The organism is Bacillus sp. GW821-FHT01G09 (assembly GCF_059422205.1).
Genome location: NZ_JBWKWL010000002.1, coordinates 60,051 through 78,885 on the forward strand (window position 1 = coordinate 60,051; position 18,835 = coordinate 78,885).

Here is an 18,835-nt window from a genome sequence, read left to right on the forward strand (position 1 = left end):
ATAAAATCAAAATGCCTGAATGAAGATATCGCTTTTGGTAAACCTATGAGGGAACATATTCTGGGTACAGGAGACTGAAAAAATGAAATCTCTGCCGTATACCATCGCGCTTCTTTTTTGCGGATTGATTATCGTGTCAATGGCTGCAAAAGGTCATTCAACGGACACAAACGAGTCCGTTCATAAGTGGGAACAGCTTGCCTGGAGCAAAATTCAGGATGAATATAAGGACGCTTCATTTTCTGATTATGCTTATATAGGGCGTACAGAGGTGAATGATCAGCAGACGAAAGATGTCTTTCGGGTAACAGTCAGACAGAAAGATGACACTTTTTCTGTTCGGGCCGAAGTCTATTTTCATCCGGTGACAAATCATATGATCAGCATCAACGTCTTTAGGCTCTAATAAAAAACTGTACAGCCGTTAAGGCCGCACAGTTTCTGTTTTTAGAAATATCGTTTTGCACCGAGATAGCGCTGTTTCCAGTAAGAGTTGTTCATATTGGAAATGACAACTCCGGAATCGTTGGCATTTATGAATTCCCCGTTGCCTAGGTAAATTCCGACGTGGGAAGGGCCGGCTTTATATGTTGTAAAGAAAACGAAATCTCCGACAGCAGGCTGGCTAACTGATTTCATTGTGTTCCAATATCCCGCTGCCGTTAATCTAGATACGGAAGTGACTTTGTTCAGTACATAGTAAATGAATCCGCTGCAGTCAAACCCGGACGGTGTCGTGCCTCCCCAGCGATACGGAACCCCAAGCTGCGCTTTAGCGGCCGAAATCATTGTGTTAATCTTCGCACTCGTTGAGCTGGTGGTGTTTGAAGAACCGGATGAAGACGATGATGAAGCTTTTCCGGAAATGACCAGCTTTTGGCCAACCTGCAAGACATCCGTTTTTAAATTGTTTTTCTCACGAATCTGCTGAGCTGTTACATTAAATTTTTGAGCAATCACCCATAAGGAATCACCGCTTTTCACCGTGTATGTAGTCGTCGTGCCGGAGCTTGCATTTGACGAAGAAGACGACGATGATGAAGAGCCTGAAGATGCTTTACCTGTCAGCTTCAATACTTGTCCAACGTAAAGCACATCTGATTTCAGATTGTTGATATTTCGGATTTGCTGTACAGTCAGGTTATAGTTGTTTGCGATTTTCCAAAGTGAATCACCGCTTTTAACGGTATATTTAGTTGTTGCTGAAGTTTGGTTCGATTTGGATGAAGTGTCTTTAGAAGACGTATCAGAGCCATTTGATTTTGTTTTCAACACCTGATTCACGTAAATGGTGTCTGATTTTAAGTTGTTCAAGACCTTCAATTCAGCGATGGACATATTGACTTTGTTTGCAATTTTCCAAAGTGAATCTCCAAGCTGCACCTTATATGTTCCCGTAGAAGATGAGGAACTTGAACTCTTATTAGAACTGCTTTTTGAACTGGAGCTTGAACTCTTATTAGAGTTGCTTTTTTTACTGGAACTAGAGCTTGAAGAAACAGTACCGGACACCTTTAATTTCTGCCCAGCACGAATTAAATCGCTGCTTAGTCCGTTTAATTTTTTCAGTTCCTGCACCGTCATTTTAAACTCATTTGCGATCAGCCAAAGTGAATCTCCGCTTTTCACTGTGTAAACAGAACTTCCGCTCTTCTTGGTTGTTGAGCTTGAAGTAGATGAAGAAGTGCTGGATTTGCTGCCTGGAATAGTAAGCGTCTGGCCGATCGACAGAACAGTAGTCGAAAGATGATTGGCGGATGTGAGGGCCGCCACACTTGTGTTATAGGTTTGGGCCAGTTTCCATAAAGAATCTCCGCTTTTGACCTTAATCGTTGCTGCTTCAGCTGGTGTCACTACTAAAGTTGTGCCGACAATCGCAGATGCTGTCAGCCCTGCTGCTAATTTCTTTTTCATCTTAGCTCTCCTTTTTCCCCCAATGATTTTGCATTTGCTGTTTCTTTTTTATATCGGCACATTTGTCTCATCGTTTTGCCTTTTTATAAAAATAGCCAAATTATCTTAACAATAAGGGGGAAAAAGGGCATAAAAAAAGAAGGAATCATGGATCTATTCCTTCATTTTTAAAAGCTTCATGATATCTTCCTTGTTTTTGACGAGGTCGCGCAGTGTATATTTGTCTAAAACCGCAAGATAGGCCAAAAGCGCTTCATTCAGCACATGTTTTAAGCCGCAAACCGGGGAAATAACGCAGAGATTCTTGTTCACATCAAAACATTCAACAATATTAAAATCGTCCTCCGTTTTTCTGACAACCTCACCGATATTGATGTCTTCAGGGGACATGCCTAATCGTATGCCGCCGCCCCGTCCGCGTATCGTTTCTACGTAGCCGAGCTGGCCGAGCCTGTATATGACTTTCATGAGATGATTTTTTGAAATAGAATACGTTTCGGCAATCTGTTTTATATTTGAAAGTTCTCCGGGACGCTCTGCAGCCAGAAAAATCAACACTCTTAATGAATAATCTGTATAATTGGTTAACTTCATAATAAGACCTCAGAATAAGACATTTTCTATATCTTATCATAATCGATTGAAAAATGAAAAAAAAGGAATTAAAAAACATGCACCCAGCTGGGGGCATGTTTTTTGCTTACATGTCATTCGGCGGATTTTGGTTTTTACGGTTTTTTTCGATTTCTGTGTTTTGCATTTTGCGTTCAAATGTAGACAGATAACGTGATGCAAAATCCTTACCGCCAAGGCCGAAGGATAAACCGAAAGCGAGTGCGAAGCCGCTAAGAACGATGATGAACGCGGAATTGACGATTGTCGCAGCGACACCAAGCTGATCCAGGGCCATAAAGAAAGCAAGTGCGATAATCGTATATTTAGCAATAGGCGCTAAAGACTTGAATTCCTGGCCTTTTATCATGCTTGCGAGCACTTTTCTCACCAATTCTCCTGCGTAAAGGCCGAGTCCGAGAATGAATACTGCGACAAGGACATTCGGCAGATACGCGATGATGCCAGTGGCAATTTCTACGAGGAAGTGCAGCCGAACAATTTGAAGCGCCTCAGCTGTAAAGAGCAGAATGACAATGATTTGCGCAATCATACCGACAACTTGAGACAAGGACAGCTTTGCAGGCGTTCCGGCATCCATGCCCATTTTCCCTAAGACAGAATCAAAGCCTGCGCGATGGAGCAGTCCGGACACCATGGATTTCACCCATTTTCCTGCCCAGATACCCGCTAAAACAAGCACGATGGCAATCATGATGTTCGGAAGCATGTTTAAAATCGTATTCAGCATAGAGACAGCCGGTTTTGAAATGCCGGCGACATCCAGCTGATCAAGCGCTGAAATGACCACCGGAATCATAATCAGCACATAAGCGATTGTTCCGATGACTGCTGAAAGGCTTGTGTCTTTTAAGTAAATTGATAAACCCATACGTGCCGCGAATCTTTCTGTTCCGATGCTTGCAAGGAAATTCGTAATGATATCACGGACGAGGCGGGCAACAAGCCAGCCGATTAATACGATAAGCGCCGCTGCAAATAATTTCGGCAGAAAAGCGAGCACGCTTTCCATCATATTTGTAAAAGGACCTGAAATGCCGCTGATTTTCAAAGAAGATAAGACCCCTGGCAGAAAAACAAGCAGCACGAGATAAAAGACAATTTGTGAAGCGGTATTGACAGCCTGGTGAATATCTTTTCCTTCAGACACCAAATTCCACTTGCGCAGTTTGTCACTCGTGTTCAGCTTCATCCCGATTTTTTTGACAAGGAAGCTCAAAACAGAGGCTGCAGCCCATCCTAACAGCAGAATGAGTCCGGCTTTCAGCACGCTTGGGATCGCCGCTGCAATCGCCGAAAGCATACTGACAAACGGCGATGCCACTGTTGTCAGGTGCAAAATGTTAAAGAATAAAATAAAGACGATGATCAGTGCGATAAAATAAACGACCTTGCTTATGACTTTTTCCGAGGAATAGCGTGAAGGCTTTTTCCCAGCAAAGAGCTTGTCGTCGATTTTTGTTTTGCTGAGTCCTTTGTATACCGCTTTTTCAATGATTTTAGCAATAGCCCATCCGATTAATAAGACGAGTAAAGCAATGATTACGTTTGGCAGCTTACTGAGATAAGAAGAAAGCACGTCTGCTACATTCAATTGGTATCGCTCCTTTTTCGTAGTATGGTGTGTGTTTACCCACTGATCCAATAAGCAAACAGATGAATGTGCCGGGGGAATTTTTTCTTGCCCGAGTGAGACTATCATCTTTTGTCTGGCGGGCTCATACATTATAGATAAGTCCAAGTAGGGGGGATTCGGTTGAACGCGGAGGAGAAGAAGGGATTACAGCGGGCAATTGAGGAAATTACCGAAATTGCAAAAGGATTCGGCCTTGATTTCTACCCGATGAGATATGAAATCTGCCCGGCTGAAATTATTTATACATTTGGCGCGTACGGGATGCCGACAAGATTCAGCCACTGGAGCTTCGGCAAGCAGTTTCACAAGATGAAGCTGCACTATGATCTAGGGTTAAGTAAGATCTATGAGCTGGTCATTAACTCAGATCCATGCTACGCTTTTTTGCTGGACAGCAACTCACTGATCCAAAATAAATTGATTGTCGCACATGTTCTTGCCCATTGCGATTTCTTCAAAAACAACTGCCGTTTCCAAAACACGAAGCGCGATATGGTGGAAAGCATGGCGGCAACGGCTGAACGGATAAAACACTATGAGCAGGTTCACGGGATTAAAGAAGTCGAATCTTTTTTAGATGCGATCCTTTCGATTCAGGAGCATATCGATCCGTCGTTGGTCCGACCAAAGCTCCAATGGAGTGTGGATGATGAGGAAGAGGAGATTGAAGAGGCAGCCACGCCTTACGATGATCTATGGTCTTTGGATGAAAAGAAACCGAAAAAACAAGTGAAAAAATCGAAAAAACCGTTCCCGCCGCGGCCTGAAAAAGATATCCTGCTTTTTATCGAGGAGCATTCCCGGGAGCTGGAGCCATGGCAGCGCGATATATTAACGATGATGAGAGAGGAAATGCTTTATTTCTGGCCTCAGCTGGAAACCAAGATTATGAATGAGGGCTGGGCTTCCTATTGGCACCAGCGAATTATACGTGAGCTTGATTTAACCTCTGATGAAGCGATCGAGTTCGCCAAGTTGAATGCAGGTGTCGTTCAGCCGTCCAAAACAGGCATTAATCCTTATTATTTAGGGTTGAAAATATTTGAAGACATTGAAAAGAGGTACAACAACCCGACGGAGGAAATGAAGAAAATGGGCGTGCAGCCTGACTCCGGCCGGGAGAAAATGTTTGAGGTCAGGGAGATTGAATCCGATATCTCTTTCATCCGCAATTATTTAACCAAAGAATTAGTCATGCGCGAGGATCTTTATTTGTTTCAAAAACAGGGCCGAGATTATAAAATCATCGATAAACAGTGGAAGTCGGTGCGCGACCAGCTCGTAAGCATGCGGGTAAATGGCGGATTTCCATATTTGACAGTAAACGACGGCGATTATATGAAAAATAATGAGCTCTATATTAAGCATTGGTATGAGGGCATAGAGCTGGATTTGAAATATTTGGAGAAGGTGCTCCCTTATTTATTCCAGCTTTGGGGAAGAAGCGTGCACATTGAGTCTGTGCTTGAGGATAAGGAAGTCATGTTTTCGTACGACGGAAAAGGTGTTCACCGCAGATATTTATAAAAAAGAGGATGCAGCGTTCTGCATCCTTTTTATTTTCCAGTTTTTAAAATCTTAAATATGATGTTTGCCTGGTCCGTATTGTTAATCAATCCGCGGAATTTTTCTTTTCCGGGGCCGTACGCGTATACCGGTACTTCTTCGCCGGTATGATCGGTACTCGTCCATCCGCTGTTGGAGCGGGTATTAAAAATCTTGATGATGGCTTTGTAGGCCCCTTTGCTTTTGTCAGCCTGTGCAGCTGCTTCAACGCTTTTGATCTCTTCAGATGTGACTTTCAGATTGGCATAGCGGGCGAGCACATCTTTAACCGGCTTGCCTTCACTGATTTTTTTGGCCATGAATTCAGGTGTTTTCTTAGCGGAGAGAATCGGTTCTGCGTGCCAATTCTTTTCCCCGTTTGCGCCAATGGTAAAGCCGCCGGTTGTATGGTCAGCAGTTGCAATCACAAGTGTATGTTTGTCTTTTTTCGCAAATTCAATCGCGGCTTTATAGGCCTGTTCAAAATCTTTAACCTCGCTCATGGCTCCTACTGTATCATTGTCATGGGCCGCCCAGTCAATCTGGCTCCCTTCGACCATCAAGAAAAATCCTTTTTTATTTTGGTTCAGGCGATCAATTGCTGAAACCGTCATTTCTTTGAGAGACGGTGTTTTGCTGTCACGGTCGAGCGCCTTAACAAGCCCTCCATCTGCGAAAAGCCCGAGCACCTGCTGATCTTTATTTTTCTTCAATGCTTGTTTAGTTGTCACATAGCTGTAGCCGGCTTGTTTGAATTCCTTTGTCAAGTTTCTGTCCTTGCGGTTAAAATAAGATTTTCCGCCGCCGAGCAGCACGTCTATTTTATGTTTGCCTTTTATTTTGTCATCCATATAGCTGTTGGCGATTTGGTCCATGTTTTTCCGTGATTCATTGTGGGCGCCATATGCGGCTGGAGTGGCGTGGTTAATTTCAGACGTGGCGACAAGCCCTGTTGACTTGCCTTGCTGTTTGGCCTCTTCAAGTACAGATTTCACTTTTTTTCCGTTTTTATCGACGCCAATTGCATTGTTATATGTCTTAACGCCTGTCGCTAATGCTGTTCCGGCTGCTGCTGAATCTGTAATATTATAGTCAGGGTCATCCGGATGCGTCATCATCATGCCTGTCAGGTTCCGGTCAAATTCTGTTAACTTCGGGTTATTCGGTGTGTCACCGTTATTTTTCATGGAACGGTAGGCTCTTATGTAAGGCGTCCCCATGCCGTCGCCTATCATCACAATGACATTTCTGATCTCAGCTTTGTCTTGTTTTTTGGCGCTGGCCTTTTCTGTTTGCTGCAGCTCAGCTCCGGCAAAGATTCCAGCTGTAAGGACAGAAACAGCGGCGATTGGCAGAAATTTTGATTTCATATTTTGAAACAAATTCATTTTCTCATGCCTCCTTTAATGTATTCCGTTTATCATGTTAGGGAAATTTTGTTAAATGCGGCTGTTGATCATGTAAACAATAAGTAAAGCCTTGTAAGGAAATGAAAAAACGCTTTTCGTTATCTTGCCTTATTTGATGTAAAGCATTCATTTTTCAGAAAAATCTTTACCTCTCTGTCTTTGCATGATATGTTTGTTTAAATAAAAAAACTGCGGATAACCGCAGCTCTCCTCGAATATTCTTTATCACTCATTTTTCCGGTATGTGAGCCGACCCCGAAAGTTTTTCATTTATTTCCTTTATGTTGAAAAACATCCCATAAAACATGACAAAAGCACTCGTTTTTTGTCACCTTTGCAACGAAAATGAAATATTTAATACCCTTAAAAACTTTTTTTTAGAACGAATAATTAAGAAATTTGTCACATGAAGTCAAGACTATTTCTGATGGGAATCTATCCTTATAATAGAAATCAATAAGATTAATTAAAAAAAGAGATACATATATAGAGAGTTAACATTTGGGGAGGAAAATATGAAAAAGCAAATCATTACAGCTACGACAGCAGTTGTTTTAGGATCGACGTTATTTGCAGGAGCGGCATCTGCACAAAGCATTAAGGTGAAAAAAGGCGACACGTTATGGGATCTTTCAAGAAAATACGACACAACGATCAGTAAAATTAAATCAGAGAACCACCTTCGTTCAGACATTATTTATGTGGGACAAACTTTATCGATTAACGGCAAATCTACGAGTTCAAAAAGCAGCAGTTCTTCTTCCTCTTCTTCTACATACAAAGTAAAGAGCGGGGACAGCCTTTGGAAAATTTCAAAAAAATACGGCATGACAATCAATGAACTGAAGAAGCTGAATGGCTTAAAATCAGATTTGCTTCGTGTTGGACAAGTCCTGAAACTGAAAGGTTCAACTAGTTCAAGCAGCTCCAGCTCATCAAAAGTGTCATCGTCTTCAACTTCTACTTATAAAGTGAAGAGCGGAGACAGCCTTTCTAAAATTGCGAGCAAATACGGCACTACGGTTAGCAAATTAAAAAGCTTAAACGGCTTAAAATCAGATGTAATCTATGTCAACCAAGTATTGAAGGTGAAAGGAACAAGCACAAGCAGCTCAAAACCTGCTTCATCTTCATCATCTTCAAGCAGCAAAACGTCATCTACATCACTTAATGTGAGCAAACTGGTTTCTGATGCAAAAGCGTTAGTCGGAACGCCATATAAATGGGGCGGAACGACAACTTCCGGCTTTGACTGCAGCGGATTCATTTGGTACGTACTGAATAAACAAACAAGTGTGGGCAGAACAAGCACTGCAGGATACTGGAGTTCTATGAAGAGCATTGCCAGCCCGTCTGTTGGTGATTTCGTCTTCTTCACAACATATAAATCCGGCCCTTCTCACATGGGGATTTACATTGGAAACAACAGTTTCATTCATGCAGGATCTGACGGCGTACAAATCAGCAGCCTGAACAACAGCTACTGGAAGCCTCGTTACCTCGGTGCGAAAAGATTCTAAATTTTAGAGAAAACCCGTTCATTGGAACGGGTTTTTTTCATTAGACGGAGCACAGGCGTTTTGGTTGCTCCTAAAAATGAAAATGTGATAAAAAATCCAAGAATTTTTTTTCTTTCTTATTTTCATAAAGGGCAATCGCGTAAGCGCCGGCATAGGGCAGCTGTACAGACTGATAAGGAATTCTGATCATCTGTTTCTCTGCTAACTCACGCTTTACTGTAGATAAAGGCAGAAATGAAACTCCGAGTCCTTCCTTGATAAACCGTTTCGTTATATGTGTTTGAGTGACCTTCATTGTTCTCACAAATGGAAATGTCATTCTGACTTGACGGAGCAAGTCGTCCCAGTAATCAGGATGATTGTGGGTCAAAAGCAGGTATTGTTCGAGCACCTCTTTGGCATCAATTTCTTTGTCTTCTATGAAACGCTTATCGGGCGGGGCAACAAGGACGACAGGGTCTTTGTATAAGCAGTGGCAGCTTAAAGAAGAAGACTGTACCTTTAAACAGCTTAGTCCGATATCTGCTTCCCCGGCTTTAATCAGTGACGCGATTTCCGCTGATTCGAAAATCGTAACCGCCATTTCTGTTTCCGTATTCATTGCTGTGTACCGTTTCATGACAGAAGGAAGAACAGTATCTGCAATAAGCGGAGAAACCGCGAGCTGTAAGGTTTGAGAGTAGCCTTGTCTCACTCTGTGAAGCTCTGCCATGCTGTTTTCATAATCATCAAGAAGCCTGAGCGCATACGGCAAATACGCCCTGCCTTCATCAGTCAGCTGGATTTGCCTGCCTTTACGCTCGAACAGCTTGCAGCTGATTTCTTTTTCTAATTGCTTGATATGTACGGTCACAGTAGGCTGAGATAAGAAAAGCGTTTCCGCCGTTTTTCGGAAGTTCTCATATTTTGCAGCGGTCACAAAGGTGTGAAGCCATTTGAAATCCATTTCTATTCTCCCTCTGATTAATATTTTTAATTAATTCCCTTTAAAATATTCATTATTTTTTAAATATTATATTTACTATAATAACAGAAAAGGATAGGGGGAATACAAATGGTACATTACGGATTAAAGGGAATTACATGTGTGGAAACATCCATCAGCCATATTGATGGTGAAAAAGGGCGTCTGATTTACAGAGGACATCATGCAAAAGACATCGCACTGAATCACAGCTTTGAAGAAGCGGCTTATTTGATTTTATTTGGGAAACTGCCTTCAACTGAAGAATTGCAGGTATTTAAAGATAAGCTGGCTGCGGAACGGAATCTTCCGGAACATATTGAGCGCTTGATTCAATCACTGCCAAACAACATGGACGATATGTCGGTGCTGAGAACGGTTGTTTCAGCATTGGGGGAAAATACGTACACATTCCATCCGAAAACAGAAGAAGCAATCCGGTTGATTGCAATCACGCCTTCCATCATTGCATACAGAAAAAGATGGACGCGCGGTGAACAAGCAATTGCACCTTCTTCCCAGTACGGACATGTCGAAAACTACTATTATATGCTCACAGGTGAACAGCCTTCAGAGGCAAAAAAGAAAGCGCTTGAAACCTATATGATTCTGGCCATGGAGCATGGCATGAACGCATCGACTTTTTCGGCACGGGTCACGTTATCTACAGAGAGTGATTTAGTGTCAGCCGTCACGGCTGCTCTCGGTACGATGAAAGGTCCGATGCATGGAGGCGCTCCTTCTGCGGTGACAAAAATGCTTGAAGACATTGGAGAAAAAGAACATGCTGAAGCATATCTGAAAGAAAAACTCGAAAAAGGAGAGCGCTTGATGGGATTCGGCCACAGGGTGTACAAAACAAAAGACCCGCGGGCAGAAGCTTTGAGACAGAAAGCAGAAGAGGTGGCCGGCAATGACCGTGATCTTGATCTTGCGCTGCATGTAGAAGCAGAAGCGATTCGTTTGCTAGAAATCTACAAACCGGGACGAAAGCTGTACACAAATGTTGAATTTTACGCAGCTGCAGTGATGAAGGCCATCGATTTTGACGATGAATTGTTTACTCCGACCTTTTCAGCAAGCCGAATGGTAGGGTGGTGCGCCCATGTACTGGAACAGGCAGAAAACAACATGATTTTCCGCCCGTCAGCGCAATATACCGGTGCCATTCCCGAGGAAGTGCTTTCATAACATATTTTGGCGTTTATTCATTTCTGTCGTGTGGTAACGTTCAGTATCAACCACATGTCTAGGAGTGATGAATGTGAACCCAATGGACAGACAAACAGAAGGACAAGAACCGCAGCATCAGGACAGACAGCCGGGCATTGAGTCAAAAATGAATCCGCTGCCGCTGTCAGAGGACGAGGATTATCGAGGAAGCGGAAAACTGAAAGGAAAAGTTGCGATCATTACTGGAGGCGACAGCGGAATAGGGAGAGCAGCAGCTATTGCCTTTGCTAAAGAGGGGGCTGATATTTCCATTCTATACTTAGACGAGCATTCGGACGCAGAGGAAACACGCAAACGGATCGAAAAGGAGAATGTCCGCTGCCTGCTTATCCCGGGAGATGTTGGGGACGAGAACCATTGTGAACAAGCTGTGCAGCAAACAGTGGACCATTTTGGTAAACTCGATATCTTAGTGAACAACGCCGCTGAACAGCATCCCCAGGACAGCATTCTCAATATTTCAACAGAACAGCTGGAAAAAACCTTTCGCACAAATATTTTTTCCATGTTTCATATGACGAAGAAAGCTTTGCCTCACCTGCAAGAGGGGAGTGCCATTATTAATACGACATCGATTACCGCTTATGAAGGGGATACGGCGTTAATTGATTATTCCAGCACAAAGGGTGCGATTGTTTCCTTTACGCGTTCCATGGCGAAGTCGCTTGCAGATAAAGGCATCAGAGTGAATGCGGTGGCGCCCGGTCCGATTTGGACACCGCTTATTCCGGCGACATTCCCTGAGGAAAAAGTGAAACAGCACGGCTTGGATACCCCAATGGGAAGACCGGGACAGCCGGTTGAGCATGCAGGCGCCTATGTTCTGCTTGCGTCTGACGAATCTTCCTATATGACAGGGCAGACCATTCATGTGAATGGCGGCCGTTTTATTTCAACGTGATCAACGAAAAACCAGCTCCAGAGCTGGTTTTTTTGTGTGGTTAAAAATTTCAAAATAAAAAATTTGTCGATTTTTCTAACAATTTTGTTTTCATTTTTGCAATTTTATATATAATATTGAGTAGGAGAAAGGAATGATTCGCGACCAGTACAAATATAGTAGAAAAAAAGAAAAATGACCATTGTTGCTCATGAATTCAGAAAATTCAAATAAAATATATAAAAATAGATGATCGGGAGTTGAAGGGGAATGAAAGGGAGCGTTTTTAGGAAGAAAAGCATTCAGGATTTAATCGCTGCGACGAGCGGGGAAAAGTCTTTAAAAAGAGAATTAGGAGCATTTGATTTAACGTTGCTTGGAATCGGCGCCATTATTGGCACAGGGATTTTTGTTCTGACGGGAACAGGCGCAGTCACGGCCGGTCCCGGGCTGACGATTTCATTTGTTGTGGCGGCGTTGGCTTGTTTATTCGCCGCCCTGTCTTACGCGGAATTTGCGTCAAGTGTGCCTGTTTCAGGTTCGGTGTATACATTCACTTATGCGACATTGGGAGAGCTTATGGCCTTTATTATCGGGTGGGATTTAATTTTAGAATACATGCTGGCGGTAAGTGCAGTGTCGGTCGGCTGGTCTGGTTATTTCCAATCGTTTTTATCAGGGCTTGGCATTCATCTTCCGGTTGCTTTAACAGCGGCACCGGGCGCAGTGAAAGGCACCTTTACCCTGTTTAATCTTCCTGCATTCGTCATTGTAATGGCGATCACATATTTGCTTTATTTAGGCATCAAAGAATCAAAAAGAGTCAACAATATCATGGTTATCTTGAAGATACTGGTTGTTCTGCTGTTTATCGCGGTGGCAGCCGTTTACGTGAAGCCGCACAACTGGCAGCCGTTTATGCCAATGGGCTTTGGCGGCGTATTCAGTGCAGCGGCGCTCGTATTCTTTGCTTTTATCGGATTTGACGCTGTATCCTCTGCTGCGGAAGAGACGAAAAATCCTGCGAAAGATCTGCCTAAAGGCATTATTTTCTCTTTACTGGTCTGCACGATTTTATATGTCACCGTATCAGCGATCATGACTGGGGTTATCCCGTTTGCTCAATTTGCGGGTGTGGATCATCCGGTTTCTCTAGTTCTTCAAAGCGCAGGACAAAACTGGGTGGCTGGCATCATTGATATTGGCGCCGTGTTGGGAATGACAACAGTTATGCTCGTGATGCTTTACGGGCAGACACGCGTCATGTTTGCCATGTCGCGTGACGGACTTGTGCCGGGCTCACTTTCTAAAGTGCATCCAAAGCACAAAACACCTTATGTAGCCACTTGGTTTTTCGGAACGATGTCGGCGCTTCTCGGCTCACTTGTTCCGCTGGATGAACTTGCAAAGCTGGTAAACATCGGGACGTTGTCGGCATTTGTCCTGATTTCTGTGGCAGTTATCGTTTTGAGAAAGAAACAGCCTGATCTTCCGAGAGCTTTTAAATGCCCGGGAGTTCCCGTGATCCCAGGCCTGGCGATTCTGTTCTGCCTGTTCTTGATTTTAAATCTGGGATGGGTGACGATTGTCCGCTTCCTAGTGTGGCTGTTAATCGGCTTGGTAATCTATTTTCTGTATTCAAGAAAGCATTCAAAATTAAATCAATAACCTTTTGATAAAGAGAGCGGCCATACAGGCCGCTCTCTTTTCTGTTCTTGGCAAATGAATCTATAGAAATGAAGACAAAAATAAGAGATAATATAGGCTGGAAAGGAAGTGACGTTTATTGTCTGAGCAAAAACCAGTCCAATGGGCTTCGAAAATCGGTTTCGTCATGGCAGCCGCCGGCTCGGCTATCGGCTTGGGCGCGATTTGGAAGTTCCCTTACGTAGCGGGGACCAATGGGGGAGGAGCCTTTTTTCTTATCTTCGTGTTATTTACCATTCTCTTAGGCTATCCGCTTTTGGTGGGGGAATTTATTTTTGGAAGACGGAACCAGACGAATGCCATTGATGCATATAAAAAAGAAGCGCCGCGATCAGCTTGGTTTCTTACGGGGTGGATCGGCGTAGCTGCGTGTTTCTTAGTGCTGTCGTTTTACAGTGTAATCGGGGGATGGATTTTGCTGTATATCGTGAAAACAGCGTCAGGATCACTGTCCGGGCTTTCTCAAGCACAGTATGGCGCTCTTTTTGCTTCTATTATCCAAAATCCGGTGCAGACGCTCGCGGCTCAGCTTGTCTTTATGGCACTGACTGTACTCGTTGTCGCAAGAGGGGTTCAAAAAGGGATTGAACGGGTAAGCGCGGTGATGATGCCGATTTTGTTTTTATTGTTTATTCTGCTCGTTCTTCGGTCTCTTACGCTTAATGGTGCAATGGAAGGCGTAAAGTTTCTGCTTGTGCCTCATTTCGGCGATCTGACTCCGGAATCCATATTATTCGCGCTGGGACAGGCCTTCTTTACGTTAACACTGGGGGTTTCGGTGATGGTGACCTACAGCTCCTATTTGCCGAAAACACAAAATATCCCTCGTTCGGCAGCCTCCATTGTCTTGATGAATATCATTGTGACACTCTTGGCAGGTTTGGCTATTTTTCCGGCGGTTTTCTCATTCGGTTTTCAGCCAAATGAAGGACCGACATTGCTGTTTACAGTGCTTCCGGCCGTTTTTGAACAGCTTCCGTTCGGCACGTTGTTTTTTATCGGCTTTCTCGTTGCATTTTTATTTGCAGCCTTAACCTCAGCATTTTCGATGGTTGAAATTATCGTTGCCACAATCGGAAAAGGGGACGAAAAGAAGAGAAAAAAACTGTCATGGACGAGCGGGCTTTTGATCTTTTTGGTCGGAATCCCATGCTGCTTGTCTTATGGCGTTTTGAGTGATGTGCACCTATTTGGCAAAACGTTTTTTGATATTGCCGATTTTACCGTCAGCAATGTTTTGATGCCTTCAGGCGCTCTGTTAATTTCTCTATTTATCCCGCTGAAAATTTCGAAAAGCGAACTCTTGGCTGAAATGCGAAATGGATCAAATGCAGGTAAAGCATTCTTTTACACATGGTTTTATTTGCTTCGTTTTATCGTGCCGCTTGCCATTATTATCGTGTTCTTAAATTTAATCGGAATTTTATCATTTTAAAAAACAGGCTCCGTTTCCGGGGCCTGTTTTTTATTTAATAAGATGATATCAACGGTGCCCATGCCGTTTTCAGTTTTTGGATGCCGAGCCTGATATCCTCTTCTGACAAACCGCCATAACCGATTAAGACAGAAGTAAAAGGCGTCTGTTCTATATATGAGGGAGACACGGGATAGAGGGTTACACCGTGGTCAGCGGCTGCTTTTATTGCTTCTTCCTCACTTGCTGGAAACAAAAGGCGCAGCAGGATGTGAAGCCCCGAGTTCTTACCGAGAATCTCAACGGTGTTTCCTAGTTCAGAGCGGATGGCTTCTAACAGGACAGCGTGTTTTTTTCGGTATAAGCTTCTCATTCTATTTATGTGTTTTTGCCACTCTCCGGTTTCGATGAAGTCTGCCAGTGCCAATTGCGAGTGAACAGAGACGGTCTGCTTCATTAACTGAGCGTTGTTTTTGATCGGTTCCATGAGTTCAGAGGGCACAATCATGAAGCTGAGCCGCAAGGAAGGCAGAAGTGACTTTGAAAAAGTGCCCAGATATATGACTCTGCCATTCGGATCAAGGCCCTGTAAAGACGGAATGGGATGGCCGCTGTAGCGAAATTCTCCATCGTAATCATCTTCTATAATGAATGAATTTGTTTCTGCCGCCCATGCCAGCAGCTCCTGTCTGCGGGTAATCGTCATAATGGTCCCAATCGGAAACTGATGCGAAGGAGTCGTATACATGAGATAAGGTTTCTGGCGATAGAGCTCATCCGGCAGGACGCCTTCTGCATCAGAACAAATTGGAGTGACATCCATGTGATTTGCTTCAAACATCCTTCTTGAACGGTGAAAGCCCGGTTCTTCAAAGCCGATTTTTGTACCTGGCTTTAGCGAAAGGCAAAGAATTTGCAGAAGCACGGTGGTTCCTGCGCCGATGATAATCTGGCCGGGTTCGCAATTTACTCCCCGAGACAGCCTGACGAATCGGGCAATCATGTGCCTGAGTTCGTATTCTCCTTGAGGGTCGCCAGAGGTGTGAAACGATCTGGAATAGCGATCAAGACTTTTTACTATGCTTTTTCTCCATGCGTTAAAGGGAAAGAGGGTCGGATCAACGTTGCCCTGATGGAAGTCAATAGCAGGTGCGTTCTTTTCATGTAATCCCGGCTGTACAGACTGCTGAAAATGGTCAGGAGCTGTCGGGAATCCTTGTTCTACTTCCGCCGCGAACCAGCCGATTTTCGGCTTGCTTTTGACATAACCCTCAGCAGTTAATTGCTCATAAGCCCGTTCTATAGTTGCCGTGCTGACATCGAGCAAGCTGGAGAGCCTGCGTTTTGACGGAAGTCTTGTTCCCTTTGTTATTCGCGCATGTGAAATTTCTTGTTTAAAAAAGGTATAAAGCTGCTCATACAGCGGTGTTTTGCTCTTTTTATCAAGAAACGGCGTAATATCCATCTCATGTCTCCTTTGTATCTGGCATGGTCATTTTTTCTGAGATTGGCTATTTGGAAAATGCCATTTATTAGCTATGCTCATTGTAACGAAAGGAAAGGGGATTGAGAAGATGATCCATACGAAACAATTAACCTCGAAAGAAGAATGGGCTGAGTCGTATCCGATTATGAGTGAATTGAGAACAGAACTGGATATAGAGACGTATTTACAAAGGCTTGAAGCCTGTGTGCAGAAAGAATCGTATATGCTGTTTGCCTTATATGAAAATACAGCAATCAGAGCGCTGTGCGGGGCTCTGCCGAGAGTTTCCATTCATAAAGGAGAGCACTTGTGGATTGCGGATCTTGTTACAACGGCACCTTGCCGATCAAAGGGATACGGCAAAATGCTTTTGGATTATGCCTCAGACTGGGCGAGAAAAGCCGGACTCGGTTTTGTCAGTCTTTCATCTGGCCTTCAGCGTAAAGACGCACATCGATTTTATACAGATAAAATGGGTTTTACTATAGAAAGTTATTTGTTCCGAAAACCGGTGTAATGAAAAAAAGACGCCTGAAAAGGCGTCTTTTTTAAAAGCCAAACTGTAAATTCGTATCTACAGATACAATGGTATACACACAAATAATCACAAAGAGATTAAGGATGACGCCGAGCAGGCCTGGACCTGTGCGCCCTCTCTTGATGAAGAGTTCAACAACGCCGAACGGAACGGCAGCCATGGCGAACGGAAGCATTTGATAGGAATAAAACGTGACGTTGCTGATAATGGCCAAATTTAGCAACAGCAGGGACAGAACCGCTGTCCCGACAGAGATCCAGCCGAATACATTGTGTTCTTTAAAAATTCTTACCAGTTCCATAATTCCACCTCGCCGACATTCGCTGATTTTACAGATTTATTTTTCAGCATGCGCTGGATTTCCTTGGTTGGCCCTGTAACGACCGAACCGTATACATTGACACCGTTTTTCTCTACATAATCTAATCGGTTATCTACATTCAGGTCTTTCCGTTTTGAAATGACCTGAGCCCATTTTTCGTGTTTGGACATGAATTTCAGGGCGTTGATAAACTGATCGCCATTCGACTTGCCTTTTGTATTAAGGGCGGCCAGGAACTTTGAATCCTTTCCAGGATAGCCAAGAGGTTCTGTGGAAGCTGTCTTATTTGTGTTTTTCTCTGTTTCGATTGCGTTCCACAAAAAGCTCACATCATAGCCTTTGAATTTGTTATACACGTCTTTTGTCGGATATGCACGGTCATATGAAAGGTAGACCTCTGATACCGTTCCTTCAGGCAATGTGCTTAACGTTTTTTCTGCTTTTGCGGTCGTTTGTTCAGACTTGTTTGAAGGATGTGTAAAGTAATGGCCGGTTTTATTCACTTCTAAGTCATAGTAGTTTACTGCCGGCGCTTTTACTTTGTTATAAAACATTTCAACCCGTTCATTCCCTACGGCAGCCGTCTTCGTGCCAATCTGCTTTTGCAGCGGGAATTCAGTATTCATCCCAAATAGCTTCACTTGGCTTTTCAGTCCGGAAGTATCAACAAGAACATTCGGCATGGTCAGGGCTACAGTGACTGCGGCAGTTTCCATAAACTCATTGCCGGTGCTGTGTTTTCCACCCATTCCGTAATAGAGGTAGCTTCCCAGCGTACAAAGCGGCAAAATCATCAATGTCGAAATGACGGCAAGCACAGAAATTCGCAAATAAGACTTGCGTTTGCCGTAGGCTAAAATCGCTTTTTGTTTTTCAGGACTGATGCTGAGATCCCAATCGTTATCGTCCTCGAGTTCGCTTTCAATCAGTTCCTGATATACTTCGAGCTTCTCAAGTTCTTCCTCAAATGCAGTCATTTCCTGGTCGCTCATTTCCCCATTTTTATATTGATCAAAACGCTTTTTAAATTCTTCATTCATCATTAACACCTCTATTATAAAGTGCTTTCAGCCGCTGTCTGGCACGAAATAAAACACTTTTAAAATTCGCCTCTGAAATATTCATAATATGGGATGCTTCTTTGTAGTTTAACTCTTTTAAATAATATAGCGTTAAGGCCTCCCGATAATTATCGGGGAGCTCGGACATATAACCAGTCAGCACTTCCTTTATCTCTACCTGATGGGCAGGACTTTGAACAGCATTTTGAAAGAGGCTTCCGATTAAGTCATCAGAAATGGTTACTTCTTTCTTATGCTTTCTGACGTAATCAATGAAGGCGTTTCGCGCCACTTGAAAAAGCCAGGGCTTTACTTTGCTGTGATCATAGGAGTGAATGTGTATGTATGCCCGCATAAAGGTTTCCTGCAGTAAGTCTTCAGCAAGATGCTTGTCTTTTGTCATGGAGAGCAGGAACCTGTAAACATCATTCATGTACATTTGGTAAATTTCATCGATCGTCACTGCCTTTTCTCCCCTCTATGTTATACACGCATAAGAAAGGTTTAAAGTTGCACATTACATGCAAACGGCTTTTTTATACCTAATCAAACACCATTACTATATAGTACCCA

Annotated in this window: 17 protein-coding genes; 8 read left to right on the forward strand and 9 right to left on the reverse strand. The window is 43.4% G+C overall.

Translation table 11 applies throughout. The features are described from left to right. Positions 1-82: 82 nt before the first annotated feature. On the forward strand, positions 83-406 hold the full coding sequence (locus tag AC07VD_RS05695) for a YqzG/YhdC family protein (protein WP_217017426.1): 324 nt from the start codon (positions 83-85) through the stop codon (positions 404-406). Between the two features lie 41 nt (positions 407-447). Here the strand turns inward: AC07VD_RS05695 and lytF are convergent, their stop codons facing one another. The 3 genes from lytF to AC07VD_RS05710 all read right to left on the reverse strand — a co-directional run bounded on the left by lytF (position 448) and on the right by AC07VD_RS05710 (position 4,141). After that, positions 448-1,914 (reverse strand): peptidoglycan endopeptidase LytF, encoded by a 1,467-nt coding sequence (gene lytF / locus AC07VD_RS05700; RefSeq protein WP_086343628.1) that lies wholly within the window; start codon positions 1,912-1,914, stop codon positions 448-450. A 153-nt stretch (positions 1,915-2,067) separates the two neighbouring features. Beyond that, positions 2,068-2,508 carry a nitric oxide-sensing transcriptional repressor NsrR gene (nsrR, locus tag AC07VD_RS05705; protein ID WP_137200678.1) on the reverse strand — a complete coding sequence of 147 codons (441 nt, stop codon included), beginning with the start codon at positions 2,506-2,508 and terminating at the stop codon, positions 2,068-2,070. Positions 2,509-2,614: 106 nt separating this feature from the next. Further along, positions 2,615-4,141 carry a mechanosensitive ion channel gene (locus AC07VD_RS05710; protein WP_423779684.1) on the reverse strand — a complete coding sequence of 509 codons (1,527 nt, stop codon included), beginning with the start codon at positions 4,139-4,141 and terminating at the stop codon, positions 2,615-2,617. 162 nt (positions 4,142-4,303) lie between these two features. Here AC07VD_RS05710 and spoVR point away from each other — a divergent pair, with 162 nt between their 5' ends. Beyond that, a complete protein-coding gene (gene spoVR / locus AC07VD_RS05715; RefSeq protein ID WP_003233364.1) occupies positions 4,304-5,710 on the forward strand; it encodes a stage V sporulation protein SpoVR in 1,407 nt (468 codons plus the stop codon). Positions 5,711-5,739: 29 nt separating this feature from the next. Here spoVR and phoA read toward each other — a convergent pair whose 3' ends face one another. After that, on the reverse strand, positions 5,740-7,116 hold the full coding sequence (phoA, locus tag AC07VD_RS05720) for an alkaline phosphatase PhoA (RefSeq protein WP_494721637.1): 1,377 nt from the start codon (positions 7,114-7,116) through the stop codon (positions 5,740-5,742). 536 nt (positions 7,117-7,652) lie between these two features. Here phoA and lytE point away from each other — a divergent pair. Continuing rightward, entirely contained in the window at positions 7,653-8,657 is a 1,005-nt protein-coding gene (gene lytE / locus AC07VD_RS05725; protein WP_003244816.1) for a peptidoglycan endopeptidase LytE, read from the forward strand. A gap of 70 nt (positions 8,658-8,727) precedes the next feature. Here lytE and citR read toward each other — a convergent pair whose 3' ends face one another. Continuing rightward, the gene (gene citR, locus AC07VD_RS05730; protein ID WP_216995925.1) at positions 8,728-9,603 is read right to left on the reverse strand and encodes a transcriptional regulator CitR; all 876 of its coding nucleotides are present in this window, start codon (positions 9,601-9,603) and stop codon (positions 8,728-8,730) included. Between the two features lie 108 nt (positions 9,604-9,711). Between citR and citA the strand changes: the two genes are divergently transcribed. The 4 genes from citA to AC07VD_RS05750 all read left to right on the forward strand — a co-directional run bounded on the left by citA (position 9,712) and on the right by AC07VD_RS05750 (position 14,876). Further along, positions 9,712-10,812 (forward strand): citrate synthase CitA, encoded by a 1,101-nt coding sequence (citA, locus tag AC07VD_RS05735; protein ID WP_494721638.1) that lies wholly within the window; start codon positions 9,712-9,714, stop codon positions 10,810-10,812. A 73-nt stretch (positions 10,813-10,885) separates the two neighbouring features. Beyond that, positions 10,886-11,755 (forward strand): SDR family oxidoreductase, encoded by an 870-nt coding sequence (locus AC07VD_RS05740; protein WP_015483011.1) that lies wholly within the window; start codon positions 10,886-10,888, stop codon positions 11,753-11,755. Between the two features lie 249 nt (positions 11,756-12,004). After that, a complete protein-coding gene (gene bcaP / locus AC07VD_RS05745) occupies positions 12,005-13,402 on the forward strand; it encodes a branched-chain amino acid transporter BcaP (protein WP_003245791.1) in 1,398 nt (465 codons plus the stop codon). A 118-nt stretch (positions 13,403-13,520) separates the two neighbouring features. Continuing rightward, complete coding sequence (locus tag AC07VD_RS05750) at positions 13,521-14,876, forward strand: sodium-dependent transporter (RefSeq protein WP_003245615.1); 1,356 nt, start codon at positions 13,521-13,523, stop codon at positions 14,874-14,876. Positions 14,877-14,910: 34 nt separating this feature from the next. On the opposite strand, the gene pdxR is transcribed toward AC07VD_RS05750, so the two are convergent. Beyond that, on the reverse strand, positions 14,911-16,320 hold the full coding sequence (gene pdxR / locus AC07VD_RS05755; protein ID WP_494721639.1) for a MocR-like pyridoxine biosynthesis transcription factor PdxR: 1,410 nt from the start codon (positions 16,318-16,320) through the stop codon (positions 14,911-14,913). A gap of 109 nt (positions 16,321-16,429) precedes the next feature. Between pdxR and AC07VD_RS05760 the strand changes: the two genes are divergently transcribed. Further along, positions 16,430-16,858, forward strand: coding sequence for a GNAT family N-acetyltransferase (locus AC07VD_RS05760; RefSeq protein WP_494721640.1), 429 nt, complete (start codon positions 16,430-16,432; stop codon positions 16,856-16,858). A 31-nt stretch (positions 16,859-16,889) separates the two neighbouring features. Here the strand turns inward: AC07VD_RS05760 and AC07VD_RS05765 are convergent, their stop codons facing one another. From AC07VD_RS05765 to sigM, 3 genes are read right to left on the reverse strand one after another with little or no spacing between them, the layout of a single operon-like run. After that, positions 16,890-17,180: an anti-sigma-M factor gene (locus tag AC07VD_RS05765; RefSeq protein ID WP_003233341.1), complete on the reverse strand. Its 291-nt coding sequence runs from the start codon at positions 17,178-17,180 to the stop codon at positions 16,890-16,892. After that, positions 17,168-18,244 carry an anti-sigma factor gene (locus tag AC07VD_RS05770; protein ID WP_015252469.1) on the reverse strand — a complete coding sequence of 359 codons (1,077 nt, stop codon included), beginning with the start codon at positions 18,242-18,244 and terminating at the stop codon, positions 17,168-17,170. Before AC07VD_RS05770 ends, AC07VD_RS05765 begins: the two co-directional genes overlap by 13 nt. Further along, a complete protein-coding gene (gene sigM / locus AC07VD_RS05775; protein ID WP_003224177.1) occupies positions 18,234-18,725 on the reverse strand; it encodes an RNA polymerase sigma factor SigM in 492 nt (163 codons plus the stop codon). The genes AC07VD_RS05770 and sigM overlap by 11 nt, the downstream gene beginning before the upstream one ends. Positions 18,726-18,835: the final 110 nt, after the last annotated feature.

Bases quoted from the DNA above. Each gene is read 5' to 3' on its own strand.
- AC07VD_RS05695 (WP_217017426.1), top strand. From the start codon at position 83: ATGAAATCTCTGCCGTATACCATCGCGCTTCTTTTTTGCGGATTGATT.
- lytF (WP_086343628.1), bottom strand. From the start codon at position 1,914: ATGAAAAAGAAATTAGCAGCAGGGCTGACAGCATCTGCGATTGTCGGC.
- nsrR (WP_137200678.1), bottom strand. From the start codon at position 2,508: ATGAAGTTAACCAATTATACAGATTATTCATTAAGAGTGTTGATTTTT.
- phoA (WP_494721637.1), bottom strand. From the start codon at position 7,116: ATGAATTTGTTTCAAAATATGAAATCAAAATTTCTGCCAATCGCCGCT.
- lytE (WP_003244816.1), top strand. From the start codon at position 7,653: ATGAAAAAGCAAATCATTACAGCTACGACAGCAGTTGTTTTAGGATCG.
- citR (WP_216995925.1), bottom strand. From the start codon at position 9,603: ATGGATTTCAAATGGCTTCACACCTTTGTGACCGCTGCAAAATATGAG.
- citA (WP_494721638.1), top strand. From the start codon at position 9,712: ATGGTACATTACGGATTAAAGGGAATTACATGTGTGGAAACATCCATC.
- bcaP (WP_003245791.1), top strand. From the start codon at position 12,005: ATGAAAGGGAGCGTTTTTAGGAAGAAAAGCATTCAGGATTTAATCGCT.
- pdxR (WP_494721639.1), bottom strand. From the start codon at position 16,320: ATGGATATTACGCCGTTTCTTGATAAAAAGAGCAAAACACCGCTGTAT.
- AC07VD_RS05760 (WP_494721640.1), top strand. From the start codon at position 16,430: ATGATCCATACGAAACAATTAACCTCGAAAGAAGAATGGGCTGAGTCG.
- AC07VD_RS05765 (WP_003233341.1), bottom strand. From the start codon at position 17,180: ATGGAACTGGTAAGAATTTTTAAAGAACACAATGTATTCGGCTGGATC.
- AC07VD_RS05770 (WP_015252469.1), bottom strand. From the start codon at position 18,244: ATGATGAATGAAGAATTTAAAAAGCGTTTTGATCAATATAAAAATGGG.